Annotated in this window: 9 protein-coding genes and 1 pseudogene; 2 read left to right on the plus strand and 8 right to left on the minus strand. The window is 59.1% G+C overall.

Annotated features, from left to right (window positions below; all coding sequences use genetic code 11):
- Positions 1-16: 16 nt before the first annotated feature.
- The 3 genes from LJU32_21790 to LJU32_21800 all read right to left on the minus strand — a co-directional run bounded on the left by LJU32_21790 (position 17) and on the right by LJU32_21800 (position 3,354).
- Positions 17-859, minus strand: coding sequence for an IS110 family transposase (locus tag LJU32_21790; protein WKV88129.1), 843 nt, complete (start codon positions 857-859; stop codon positions 17-19).
- Entirely contained in the window at positions 826-987 is a 162-nt protein-coding gene (locus LJU32_21795; protein WKV88130.1) for a hypothetical protein, read from the minus strand. The genes LJU32_21790 and LJU32_21795 overlap by 34 nt, the downstream gene beginning before the upstream one ends.
- A 327-nt stretch (positions 988-1,314) precedes the next feature.
- Entirely contained in the window at positions 1,315-3,354 is a 2,040-nt protein-coding gene (locus tag LJU32_21800) for an NADPH-dependent 2,4-dienoyl-CoA reductase (protein WKV88131.1), read from the minus strand.
- Positions 3,355-3,561: 207 nt separating this feature from the next.
- Here LJU32_21800 and LJU32_21805 point away from each other — a divergent pair, with 207 nt between their 5' ends.
- Together LJU32_21805 and LJU32_21810 are read left to right on the plus strand one after the other, a co-directional pair.
- Positions 3,562-4,692 carry a carbon-nitrogen hydrolase family protein gene (locus LJU32_21805; GenBank protein ID WKV88132.1) on the plus strand — a complete coding sequence of 377 codons (1,131 nt, stop codon included), beginning with the start codon at positions 3,562-3,564 and terminating at the stop codon, positions 4,690-4,692.
- 3 nt (positions 4,693-4,695) lie between these two features.
- The gene (locus tag LJU32_21810; protein WKV88133.1) at positions 4,696-5,736 is read left to right on the plus strand and encodes an AraC family transcriptional regulator; all 1,041 of its coding nucleotides are present in this window, start codon (positions 4,696-4,698) and stop codon (positions 5,734-5,736) included.
- 388 nt (positions 5,737-6,124) lie between these two features.
- On the opposite strand, the gene LJU32_21815 is transcribed toward LJU32_21810, so the two are convergent.
- The 5 genes and pseudogenes from LJU32_21815 to lon form a co-directional block, all read right to left on the minus strand.
- On the minus strand, positions 6,125-6,985 hold the full coding sequence (locus tag LJU32_21815; GenBank protein ID WKV88134.1) for a DUF2242 domain-containing protein: 861 nt from the start codon (positions 6,983-6,985) through the stop codon (positions 6,125-6,127).
- Between the two features lie 92 nt (positions 6,986-7,077).
- Positions 7,078-7,173, minus strand: a pseudogene (locus LJU32_21820) (LysR family transcriptional regulator).
- 551 nt (positions 7,174-7,724) lie between these two features.
- On the minus strand, positions 7,725-9,596 hold the full coding sequence (locus LJU32_21825; protein ID WKV88135.1) for a SurA N-terminal domain-containing protein: 1,872 nt from the start codon (positions 9,594-9,596) through the stop codon (positions 7,725-7,727).
- A 227-nt stretch (positions 9,597-9,823) separates the two neighbouring features.
- Positions 9,824-10,096 (minus strand): HU family DNA-binding protein, encoded by a 273-nt coding sequence (locus LJU32_21830; protein WKV88136.1) that lies wholly within the window; start codon positions 10,094-10,096, stop codon positions 9,824-9,826.
- 148 nt (positions 10,097-10,244) lie between these two features.
- Positions 10,245-12,641, minus strand: coding sequence for an endopeptidase La (gene lon / locus LJU32_21835; GenBank protein ID WKV88137.1), 2,397 nt, complete (start codon positions 12,639-12,641; stop codon positions 10,245-10,247).
- Positions 12,642-12,753 lie beyond the last annotated feature (112 nt).

Below are 12,753 nucleotides of genomic sequence, written 5' to 3' on the forward strand. Positions count from 1 at the left end.
GATACCGTCTTGAGCCTCACCGGGCAAGCGCAAGTTTCGGGTCATATGGCAGTCCAGACTTGAGCACTCCGTAAACGAAGTGCAGCAGCTTGCGCATTGCTGCGCAGATGATCTGCTTGGGGGCCTTGCCGTTGGCCTCCAGGCGTTCTTTCATCGCCTTGATCGCCTTATTGTGTTTCAGCGCCACCATGCCAGGCATGTAGAGGCCTGCACGCAGCCGTGCCGACCCTACTCTTGAGATCAGGGTATGACCTTTGAGCTTTCCTGATTCCTGCAGCTTTGGATTGAGCCCTGCAGCAGCGACCAGTTGGCGAGGATCACTGTATTTGCGCAAGTCACCCAGTTCGGCCAGCAATCGTTCAAGCGTTTTTTGTCCGATGCCGTCGATGGTTACGATGAGATCCCGCATCTGACGCATATCCGGGTCGTCATCGATGTGTTTTTTGATCGCCTTGTGCGTTTCTACGATCTCTTTTTCAATATGGCGCAGAACGGAGTTGATCGAGTCTTTGACCTTTTCGTCGGAAACGTCCAGACGATTAAGCTCCATTTGTTCCATTTCCTGAAGGTCATCCAGGCGGCGCACCATTGCTTTTAACTGGCGGTATTTCGGCGGCTCAGGCGCCCATGGGTGAAGTTTTTGATCTTTTTCCCGGGCAAAGTCGGCGATCAGTTTGGCATCACTTTTATCAGTCTTGATGCGGCGCAGTTCGCTGTCAGCGTACGCTTTGGTCGTAGCCGGGTTCACGACGCAGACCCGGAAGCCTTTGTTGTAAACGAACTCCGCGAGTTCCAAGTGGTAAACGCTCGTGGCTTCCATCACGATCAGGGCCGAACGCTCGGCGTTTTTTCTAGCCACGCCTCAAACTCTTTAAAGCCCTTTGGATCGTTGGCCAGCTTGGCCTTGGTTTTGTGCTTGCCGTTGGGCAGGTGTGTAGCGATATCAAAAGTGTTCTTTGCGATGTCGACGCCAACGAAACCGGACATGATCGTTTCTCCACTTGTTCCCTGTTGCGATCATCACGTCACTCTGTCCAACCTTGCGAATGCGGGCTCTCGCCGTAGGCGGGCCCAAGATACCGTGCGAACTGTACGAGTGAGTGTGGAGGGCTGGAGCACGATCTACGTCACAGGCAAAAAGCCTAAGGAGCTGCGCGGCTTCCAAGTCCCTCCCTCGATGATCAGTCGAGAACTATCGCTCCTGACGGAGCGTTAGTCGAGATACAAGGAGCTGCCGCAGGCTGCGATCTTTGATCTTGCTGTTGAAATCAGGATCAACAGATCGCAGCCTGCGGCAGCTCCTGCAGAATGTGCTTACAACTCAGCTGCCAGGCGCGACCCCTGGTTGATCGCGCGCTTGGCATCGAGCTCCGCCGCAACATCCGCGCCGCCGATCAAGTGCACGTTCTGCCCGACTTCGACCAAGCCATCGTGCAACTCACGCAGCGGATCCTGCCCGGCGCAAATCACGATGTTGTCCACCGCCAGCAGCTGCGGCTCGCCAGTTTCGCCGATGCGGATATGCAAGCCCTGGTCATCGATGCTCAGGTATTCGACGCTATTCAGCATCTGCACCTGCTTGTTCTTCAGACCGGTGCGGTGAATCCAGCCGGTGGTTTTGCCCAGACCGTCGCCGACCTTGGTTTTCTTGCGCTGCAGCAGAAACACCTCACGGGCCGGTGCATGCGGTGCCGCCTGGATACCGGCCACACCACCCCGCGCCTCCAGCTGCGTGTCGATGCCCCACTCTTTCCAGAACGCTGCGCGATCCAGACTGGTGGCTACACCTTGATGAACGAGGAATTCCGAGACATCGAAACCGATCCCGCCTGCACCGATCACCGCGACGCGCTTGCCGACCGGTTTGCGCTCGAGAATCACGTCCAGATAACTCAGCACCTTGGCATTCTCGACGCCGGGAATCGCCGGCACGCGCGGGGCGATACCAGTGGCGAGGATGATTTCGTCGTAGCCGCCCTCAACCAGTTTCGCCACATCGACGCGGGTGTTCAGGCATACCTCGACATTCGTCGTTTGCAGCTTGCGGTTGAAGTAGCGCAGGGTTTCGAAAAACTCTTCCTTGCCCGGCACGCGCTTGGCAATGTTGAACTGGCCGCCGATCTCGCTGGCCGAATCGAACAGCGTCACCTGATGACCGCGCTCGGCGGCCACGGTGGCGGCGGACAACCCGGCAGGGCCGGCACCGACCACGGCGATTTTCTTGATCTGCTGCACCGGCAGGTAATTGAGTTCGGTTTCGTGGCAGGCACGCGGGTTGACCAGGCAACTGGTCAGCTTGCCGCCAAAGGTGTGGTCGAGGCACGCCTGGTTGCAGCCGATGCAGGTGTTGATTTCGTCGGCACGGCCTGCGGCGGCCTTGTTGACGAAGTCCGGATCGGCGAGAAATGGTCGGGCCATGGAGACCATGTCGGCATCGCCTTCGGCAAGAATCTGCTCGGCAATTTCCGGGGTATTGATGCGGTTGGTGGTGATCAGCGGAATACTCACCGAACCACGCAACTTGGCCGTGACCTTACTGAACGCTGCACGCGGAACCTTGGTGGCGATGGTCGGGATCCGCGCTTCGTGCCAGCCGATACCGGTGTTGATGATGGTCGCGCCAGCCTGTTCGATGGCCTTGGCCAGCGTGACGATTTCGTCCCAGGTGCTGCCACCTTCGACCAGGTCGAGCATCGACAGGCGGAAGATGATGATGAAATTCGGCCCGACCGCTTCGCGTACGCGGCGGACGATTTCCACCGGCAGGCGCATGCGGTTTTCGTAACTGCCGCCCCAGCGGTCGGTGCGGTGGTTGGTGTGGGCGGCGAGGAACTGGTTAATGAAATAACCTTCCGAACCCATGATCTCGACGCCGTCGTATTCGGCGGACTGCGCCAGCACCGAGCAGGTGACGAAATCACTGATCTGCTTTTCAATGCCCTCTTCATCCAGCTCTTTGGGCTTGAACGGGTTGATCGGCGCCTGAATCGCGCTCGGCGCTACCTGTTTCGGGCTGTAGGCATAACGGCCGGCGTGGAGAATCTGCATGCAGATCTTGCCGCCCGCCTCATGCACCGCGCGGGTGACGATGCGGTGCTTGAGCGCCTCTTCTTCAGTGGTGAGCTTGGCCGCACCGGAATACACGCCGCCCTCGTCATTCGGGCCAATACCGCCGGTCACCATCAGGCCGACACCGCCACGGGCACGTTCGGCGAAGTACGCCGCCATGCGTTCGAAGCCACCCGGCTTTTCTTCCAGGCCCGTGTGCATCGAGCCCATCAGCGTGCGGTTGCGCAGCGTGGTGAATCCCAGGTCCAGCGGGGCCAGCAAATGCGGGTAATGAGCGGCGGTCATCGGTAACTCCACAACGAGCGATCACGGAAAATTGCGGGAGCTCTGCGTCCCCCGTCAGTCATGTTCGACAGACTAAGAGTCGTACCGCTGTCACTCAATGACCGTAACTGACAAGTTATTGATCCAAATGCGCAGCGCCCCTTGGCAATCCGGGCCATGGGCCCTACCCTAGGCGCCACACTCTGTACCCGGCTGTTGTTGGTTTTCATGCGCAAACTTCTGTATCTGTTTTTCTCCATGGCCCTCGTTGCCGCCCTGACCACCTACGCCATGTGGGCGGCAGACCGACCGGCGGGGCATTACCTGTCGGACCTGCGCATCAAGCTCGCCGTCGATCACGGCACGCCCGGCGACCGTGGCAACCTGCTCGGCATTCAGCCCGAACTGTTCCCCACCGATTACCAAAGCTCCGCACGCCTGCACCGCAAACTCGCGGCGTACCTGCAGCAGGCCCGCGATCAAGGTTTGCTCAACGAAAAAACCGTGGTGGTTTTGCCCGAGCACGTCGGTACGTGGCTGATGATCAGCGGCGAGAAAGACGAGCTCTATCAGGCACCGACGCTGGCTGAGGCGATGAACTGGCTGGCGGCGAGCAATCCGCTGCTGTTCGCCCGCGCGTGGCTGCGGGCCAAGGGCGAGCAACGCCTGGACGATGCTTATCTGCGGATGAAATCGAAAGCCATGGCCAAGGATTATCAGGCGCTGTTCGGCGGTCTGGCCAAGGAGTTTCAGGTCACCCTGGTCGCCGGCTCCATTGTGCTGCCAGAGCCGAGTATCCGTGATGGCCAGCTCAAGCCTGGCAGCGGCGCGCTGTTCAACAGCAGCGTGGTATTCGGCCGCGACGGTTTGCCGCTGGGGCAGCCGCAACGCCAGATGCACCCGATCTTTGATCAGCAGGGTGTGATTGAGGCCGAAAACAAGCACGCCATTCAGGTCGTCGACACCCCGGCCGGACGCCTCGGCATCCTGATCGGCAGTGACAGCTGGTATCCCTCCAACTACCGCACACTCGATGACCAAGGCGCGCAACTGGTGGCCGTACCGGCGCAGGTTATTGGCCAAGGCGCGTGGGACAAGCCATGGCGCGGTTACAAAGGTTCGAGCACGCCGGGGTCAGTCAGCCTCAAGCCCGGCGACCTCAGTGAAGGACAGGCCTGGCATCGACTGACCCTTACCGCACAACCACCGAGCAGCCGCGCGGTTGCCGGCGTCAGTGTGTTCATGCGCGGGCAATTCTGGGACAAGCCGAGCACCGGCAGAAGCTTCCTCAGCAGCAACGGTCAGCAGTTCGCCGATGGCGAGGCCCGTGGTGCGCGCTTGCTGAACGTCTGGCTGTAATCCATGAAGCCGCAGCCGATGCGCCTCGGGGATCTGTCGGTGGGTTTCGTCCACAGTCTGGCCGATGCCGTGCGCAGCCACGACGTCGATCCGCTGCCTCTGCTTGAGCAATACGGCCTCGATACCGCGCGGCTGGCCGAGGCCGGGGCACGCTTATCGATCCCGCGTTACATGCGCTTGGGCCATGCGGCGATTCAACTCACCGGCGATCCCGCTCTGGGCCTGCGCATGGGCCGCATGATCCGCTTGAATCAGGCTGGGCTGGCCGGCATCACCGCCGCGCAAGCACCCACCGTGCGCGAAGCGGCCCGTTGCCTGACGCGTTTCGAACCGCTCTACGGCTCGAACTACCGAGGGCAATCCACTTTCCATGAAGACGCCAGCGGCGCCTGGCTGCGCTTCTACTCGATCAGCCCGTACAACGCTTATAACCGCTTCGTGGTCGACTCGATCCTCGCCGGCTGGCTGCATCAGTTGTCGAGCCTGTGCGGCGAAACGTTGCGCGCCGAGCGGATCGAAATCGAATTCGAAGCGCCGGATTATCGCGACGCCTACGCCGCGCTCGGCGACTGCCCGATCCAGTTCCGCGCCGAGCACAACCAACTGCGCCTGAGCCTGAGCAGTCTCGCCCTGCGCAACCCTGAACATTGTCCGGGCACTTGGCGGCATCTGCTGCAACTGTGTGAGCGGGAGCTGGACCAAATGACCCGCACCCGCAGCCTGCGCGAGCGCATCACTCAACTGCTCGGCCCGCTGCTCAATGGAGGCCGCGAACCGGATCTTGAAGAAGTCGCGGCACGCCTGAAACTGCCGACATGGACCTTGCGACGCAAACTCGCCGAGGAAGGCACGCAGTTCCGCGCAATCCTCAATGACACTCGCCGGGACCTGGCGATGACTTACATCCGCGACACCGAATTGGCGTTCGGTGAGATCGCCTATCTACTGGGCTTTGCCTCAGCCGAAGCCTTCCAGCGCGCTTTCAAGCGCTGGAGCGGGCAGACGCCCGGCGAATCTCGACGAAATTACCGCTCGGGAGCCTGACGCTCAGAGCTCCGTGGCGTCGTCAGCCGGCTCTGGCTGATCCAGCTCATAGGCCTGGTATTCGAGCAGTTCTTCCTGATACTCATCCATCGTATAAATCCCCCAAACCGCTCGCTATGAAAATGGCCTGATCAATCGACCTGTGCCCCGAGCATAAAGTGCCCGTGTGAAGGAAAAGTGAAACGCCGCCTTCATGAATAAAACGTAGCAGGTGGTTGGGGATTTATCGCGGCGCTGATGTCGCAGGTATGTAACCAGATCTTATGCCCACCCGAAAACCACTATGGGAGCGAGCCTGCTCGCGAAGGCGGTGTGTCAGTCTGATCATCTGTCGACTGACACTACGCATTCGCGAGCAGGCTCGCTCCCACAGGGTTTCGCTGAGTTTTTATTGGCCCGACGCAGGCATCGCCGGAATCGGCTCGGACGGTGGCGGAATATCCGGGTTGGTCGGTGGCGTGATGGTTTCGCTGGCCGGCGCTGGCTCTTCTGCGGGCGCAGGCGCTGGCGTGATCGGCGCCGACTCCGCGGGTGGCACGACCGGCTCGGAACTCACTGGCGCGGTGTCGACAGGCGCCGGTGCAGGCTCGGCAGCTGGCGCAGGAGCCGGTTCCGCCGCAGGTGTCGGCACAAGTGGCGCAGCAGCCGGAGCAGGCGTCACCTTCGGCTCAGGCACACCGAGGTCGGTTTTCGGTTTTTCTTCGATGTGTGCAGCCTTCTTCGCATCGGCGGGCAGGAACTGCTCCACCAGTGTGAAGAACCGCTCGTAGAACTTCTGCGCAGTGACGGTCTCACTGGCGACCTTGACCATCGAATCATCCGAGGAGCCGATCGGCATCGACACCGAGCCCAGCACACCAACCCCGAGGCTGGCCGAATTGTTGGTCTTCTTCAGCGCATAACGGTCCTGGAGGGCGTTGGCGAACACCGTCGCGTGATGCCCGGCGCTGCCATCTTCGGCACAGACCACGTTGAAGCTGATCTCGAGGTGGGTCTCGCCGGTCTGCTGGAAGCTCTTGTGACCGCTGACCAGCTTCGGATCACTGCTGGTAATGATGTAGCCCTGACTGAGCAACGCGCGACGAGCCGCTTCGCAGCTGGCGGTATCAGTCACCGGGTAATTGCGCGAAAAGGTGCCGGAGTCATCGAAGTTCTCATGCTCATAGATCGGCTTGTCCTTCGAACAACCGGCCACCGCAGTCAACAAAAGCGCCAGCCCGACAACACGCATGGGAGTGGAAATCAACATTGAACATCCTGAGGGAAAACAGTCCGGGGCGTATTGTGCAACAGATCGCCGCCCCATGGCGCATGGAATAGTGTCAAGAATCGGTTACAACTTTACCGGTCCTCGCCGGATGGAAAAAGCCGCGCCGACAAATGATCGATCGGCACGCGCAATTTCGCCGTCGCCTGTCGACTCGACGGCCACAACACCCTAACCGCCCGACCTGTTCTAAACCGCCAAGGGACGTAGTCCATCCAAGAATCAGGTCGGCTGTCAGGCCGCCTTCGCGAGCAGGCTCGCTCCCACAAAAGCAAAAGCAAAGCAGCGCAGCTGCCCGTGGCGAAGCCGCCCCACTCAACAATGAGCGCAAGCTCGAGTGCTCTTGATCTTGATCCACCGGCGACGTCGGAAGGCTGAGTGGAGGGATTGATCCGGGCGTGGGAGCGCAGCGACCGTTCGACGAAGTCGAACACAGCGGAAGGAGGTGCAGCGAAGCAAACCGTAGCCGCTGCGCCCGGATCGATCCCGCAGCGAAGGAACCCGAGCCTGCGAGGGCCGAACGCAGGAGCAAGCCTTTGGGTTACCTTTTTGGCGTTTGAAAAAGGTGACCCGCCGTAAGGGCGGAACCGTACTCAGCAACACCGCAAAAAACGGATATTCACCCAAACCCAACAGCATGGCCGGCCCAAAGGCCGCCACGCCCAAAAACAAAAAAGCCCCGACCATCAGGCCGGGGCTCCTTCAAACGCCAGTCAAAAGATCAAAACCGCTCGATCTTCGCCTCAGCTTCCAACTGCTTGCGATACGCCGCAAAGTCCTGCTGCCCTTCACGGGAGGCGAGGAAACGACGATATTGCGCCTTCTCTTCATCCGTCGGTGCAGCCGCTTCATTGACGCCATTCAGACGCACGATCATCAGACTGCCATCCGGCAACGTAACGCTGGAGAACGTCGGCTTGTCCTTGGCAGCCGGTTTCGGCATACGGAACAACGCCTGCAGCACGGCCGGATCAACCCCTTCCTGACCACGAGTAGCCGCTTCGGTGGTTTTCCAGTTCTGACCATCAACCGCCTTGTCCAGCGGCGCCTTGCCGTCACGCAGATCGGCGATCAGCTTCTCGGCACGGGTCTTGGCCTCGGCACTGGCATGTTCCTTGGTCAGCTGAGTACGGATCGCCGCAGTCACGCTTTCCAGCGGCAGCTGCGCAGGCTTCAGGTGCTCCTTGGAACGCAGCACGATCACGGTTTCCGGATCCAGCTCGATGGCGGTGCTGTTGGCACCCTCATCAATGACTTCCGGGCTGAATGCAGCAGTGACCACGGCACGGTTGGCGGCAACACCTTCGCCACCTTCACGGCCGAACGGCTTGGACGTGTGCACGGTCAATTTCAGGTCCGCTGCTGGCTGTGCCAGGTCAGAGGCTTCGAACGCCGAGTCTTCCAACTGCTTGGTCGCCTCAACAAAACGCTGCTCGACCTGAGCGGCTTTCAGCTCGCGGGTCAGCTTGTCTTTCAGGCTGGCCAGGGTCGGTACTTCAGGCGCTTCCACGCCCAACAGCTTGATCAGGTGATAACCGAAGTCGGTACGAATCGGCTCGGACACCTGCTCTTTCGACAAGGCGTACAGCGCTTTTTCGAAAGCCGGGTCGTAAACGCCAGGACCGGCATAACCCAGGTCACCACCATTGTTGGCGGACCCCGGATCCTGCGAGAACTCTTTGGCCAGCGCTTCGAATTTCTCGCCCTTGGCCAGACGCGCCTGGACTTCTTCGATCTTCGCCTTGGCCTGCGCTTCGCTGGTCTTGTCGTTCACTTCGATGAGGATGTGCGCGGCACGACGCTGTTCCGACAGGTTGGCGATCTCTTTCTGATACGCCGCCTGCAGGTCTTCATCCTTGACCGCGACCTGATCGAAGAACGACGATTTCTTGAGCTCGACGTAATCGATGATCACCTGATCCGGCGTCATGAATTCCTTGGCGTGCTCGTCGTAGTAAGCCTTGACCTCGTCATCGGTCAGCTTGACCGCAGCCGGGTCGGCCTTGACGTTCAGAGTAGCGAAATCACGGGTCTGTTTTTCCAGACGGGCGAATGCCAGCACTTCGGCGTCGGTGACGAAACCGCTGCCTGCAACACCGGCGCGCAACTGGCCGATCAACATTTCCTGAGCCAGCATCTGGCGGAACTGCATGCGGCTGTAACCCAGTTGACGGATCACCTGGTCGAAACGCTCGGAGCTGAACTTGCCGTCAACCTGGAATTCAGGCGTTTGCAGAATCACCTGATCCAGCGCGGCTTCGGAGAAAGAGAATTTCGCCTGTTCGGCGCCTTGCAGCAGCAACTTGCGGTCGATCAGGCCTTTGAGAGCCGATTCGCGCAGCATTTTTTCGTCGAGCAAGGAAGCATCGAAGTCCTTGCCCAGCTGTTGCATCAGCTGACGGCGTTGCATGTCAACGGCCTGGCTCAGCTCGTTCTGGCTGATTTCGTCACCGTTGACCTTGGCCGCCTCGTTCTTGTGAGTCGTGGCCTGGAAAATGGCATCGAAACCGGTCAGAGCCATCAGTGCAACGATGACTCCGATAATTGTCTTGGCAATCCAGCCTTGTGAATTGTCCCTGATATTCTGCAGCATGCGTCCCCCAGAAACGGTTGAACTTCAATTTAGGCAACCGTGGAGCGTGGGTAGAATCCGGATAGAAGAAAGGCGCATCCGAGGATGCGCCTTCTCGTAACTGGCGGAGCGGACAGGGCTCGAACCCTCGATCCCGGCGTTACAGGTGCCTGTTCCAGCCACCTGCTCTACCGCTCCGCTGCCAAGTCAGGCTTGACCCCGACCCGGATGGGTAAAAACCTGAAAACTCAGTTAACAGCTTCTTTCAGTGCTTTACCGGCTTTGAAACCTGGCTTCTTGGCAGCCGGGATTTCCAGAGTCTTGCCGGTTTGCGGGTTACGACCGGTACGAGCCGGACGGTCAGTCACGGAGAAAGTACCGAAACCAACCAGAACAACGGAGTCGCCAGCCTTCAGAGCGCCAGTGACGGATTCGATTACAGCGTCCAGCGCACGGCCAGCAGCAGCTTTCGGGATATCAGCGGATGCAGCGATAGCATCAATCAGTTCCGACTTGTTCACTCTAAGTCCCCTTATATCTATTTTGAGATGTTTCTAAGTTTTTTGGTGAAAGCAAAAACGAGTGCTGAATGGCCTACAGACACTTAAGAGCCGCTTTATAACAAGGGCTCTAAAATGCTGTCAAGGAAAGCCCCCAGGCTAAAACGTATTAATGCGTGCTAATTCTTTCCTTGGCATCAGACTCGCGTTTTTCGTCCTTGGCAACTATCTCCGGAGCCACATCCGGCAAGGGCTCCGGCGCGTATTGCAGCGCAATTTGCAGGACCTCGTCAATCCATTTAACCGGTTTGATCTGCAGATCCTGCTTGATATTGTCAGGAATCTCCTTCAGATCGCGGACGTTTTCTTCCGGAATAATCACAATCTTGATTCCGCCGCGATGTGCCGCCAGCAGTTTTTCTTTCAAACCGCCGATTGCCAGCACTTGCCCACGCAGCGTGATCTCACCGGTCATGGCGACATCGGCGCGTACCGGAATGCCGGTCAACGCCGAGACCAGCGCCGTGCACATGCCTACGCCAGCGCTAGGGCCGTCTTTCGGGGTCGCCCCTTCCGGCATGTGAATGTGGGTGTCGCGCTTCTCGTGGAAGTCCAGCGGAATGCCCAGACTCTTGGCGCGGCTGCGCACCACGGTTTGTGCGGCAGTGATCGATTCGACCATTACATCACCGAGCGAACCGGTCTTGATCAGTTGTCCTTTACCCGGAATCACTGCAGCTTCGATGGTCAGCAATTCACCGCCGACCTGAGTCCACGCCAGGCCCGTCACCTGACCCACTTGATCCTGCTGCTCGGCCAGGCCGTAGCGGAACTTGCGCACGCCGAGGAAATGCTCGAGCAGATCAGCTGTCACTTTCACCGAGAAGCGTTTTTCGAGGGCATGCTCTTTGACCGCCTTGCGGCAGACCTTGGCAATCTGCCGCTCGAGGCCACGCACGCCCGCTTCACGGGTGTAGTAACGGATGATGTCGCGGATCGCTTCCTCGTCGAACTCCAGCTCGCCCTTCTTCAGACCATTGGCGGCGATCTGTTTAGGCGACAGATATTTCACGGCGATGTTGATCTTCTCGTCTTCGGTGTAACCCGGCAGACGGATGACTTCCATCCGGTCCAGCAGCGCTGGCGGAATGTTCATCGAGTTCGACGTGCACAGGAACATCACATCGGAGAGGTCGTAATCGACTTCGAGATAGTGATCATTGAAGTTGTGGTTTTGCTCAGGGTCGAGCACTTCCAGCAACGCCGACGCCGGATCGCCACGCATGTCGCTGCCCATCTTGTCGATTTCATCGAGCAGAAACAGCGGGTTGCGTACGCCCACTTTTGTCATCTTTTGAATCAATCTTCCCGGCATCGAACCGATGTAGGTCCGGCGGTGACCACGGATTTCCGCTTCATCACGCACGCCGCCCAAGGCCATACGCACGAATTTACGGTTGGTTGCGTGGGCAATCGATTCCGCCAGCGAGGTTTTACCCACGCCTGGAGGACCGACCAGGCACAACACCGGGCCACGAATTTTCTTCACGCGTTTCTGCACGGCGAGGTATTCAAGGATGCGTTCCTTGACCTCTTCGAGACCGTAGTGATCGGCGTCGAGAATGTCTTCTGCACGGGCCAGATCGAGGCGTACTTTGCTTTGCGCCTTCCACGGCACTTGCACCAGCCAGTCGATGTACGAGCGCACTACGGTGGCTTCAGCGGACATCGGCGACATCTGCTTGAGCTTGTTCAGCTCCGCAGTGGCTTTGGCCAGTGCATCCTTTGGCAGGCCGGCAGCATCGATGCGCTTTTTCAGCTCTTCGATTTCATTGTGACCTTCGTCACCGTCGCCGAGCTCTTTCTGAATGGCCTTCATCTGCTCATTCAGGTAGTACTCGCGCTGGCTGCGCTCCATTTGCTTTTTCACGCGACCGCGAATGCGTTTCTCGACCTGCAGCAAGTCAATCTCGGCATCCAGCAGTGCCAGCACGTGCTCGACACGGGCCGACAGATCGACGATTTCGAGGATTTCCTGCTTCTGCTCGATTTTCAGCGCCATGTGCGCGGCCATGGTGTCGACCAGACGACCGGGCTCATCGATGCTGTTGAGCGACGACAGGACTTCAGCCGGAACCTTCTTGCCCAGCTGAACGTATTGCTCGAACTGCGACAGCAGCGTGCGCACGAAGACTTCCGACTCGCGCTCGGCGGCGTCGACTTCTTCGATCAGAGAAACTTCGGCGCGGCAGTGGCCATCGATTTCGCTGAAGCGTTCGACGGTGCCACGCTGCTCGCCTTCGACCAGAACCTTGACGGTGCCATCAGGCAGCTTCAGCAGCTGCAGAACCGTGGCAATCGTACCTACGCGATAGAGAGCGTCTTCACCCGGATCATCGTCAGCCGGGTTTCTCTGGGCCAGCAGCAAGATCTGCTTGTCACCCGTCATCGCTGCCTCGAGGGCTTCGATGGATTTCTCGCGCCCCACGAACAGCGGGATAACCATGTGCGGATAAACCACGACATCACGCAATGGCAGGAGAGGCAATTCGATGGTTGTCTTCATGATTTCGCCTCTACGGCGGCCGTATGGCCGTAATCAGATGGAATTAAGCTTGAAACCAAGATGGGGGCTGCCTCGAAAAAAACAAGCGCAAAGCGCAGGCAAAAAACGACTT

The sequence above is a fragment of the Pseudomonas sp. B21_DOA genome (assembly GCA_030544685.1).
Taxonomy (GTDB): Bacteria; Pseudomonadota; Gammaproteobacteria; order Pseudomonadales; family Pseudomonadaceae; genus Aquipseudomonas; species Aquipseudomonas fluorescens_AO.

Coding starts and splice junctions, on each gene's coding strand:
- LJU32_21795 (WKV88130.1), bottom strand. CDS start 987: ATGTCCGGTTTCGTTGGCGTCGACATCGCAAAGAACACTTTTGATATC.
- LJU32_21800 (WKV88131.1), bottom strand. CDS start 3,354: ATGACCGCCGCTCATTACCCGCATTTGCTGGCCCCGCTGGACCTGGGA.
- LJU32_21805 (WKV88132.1), top strand. CDS start 3,562: ATGCGCAAACTTCTGTATCTGTTTTTCTCCATGGCCCTCGTTGCCGCC.
- LJU32_21810 (WKV88133.1), top strand. CDS start 4,696: ATGAAGCCGCAGCCGATGCGCCTCGGGGATCTGTCGGTGGGTTTCGTC.
- LJU32_21815 (WKV88134.1), bottom strand. CDS start 6,985: ATGTTGATTTCCACTCCCATGCGTGTTGTCGGGCTGGCGCTTTTGTTG.
- LJU32_21825 (WKV88135.1), bottom strand. CDS start 9,596: ATGCTGCAGAATATCAGGGACAATTCACAAGGCTGGATTGCCAAGACA.
- lon (WKV88137.1), bottom strand. CDS start 12,641: ATGAAGACAACCATCGAATTGCCTCTCCTGCCATTGCGTGATGTCGTG.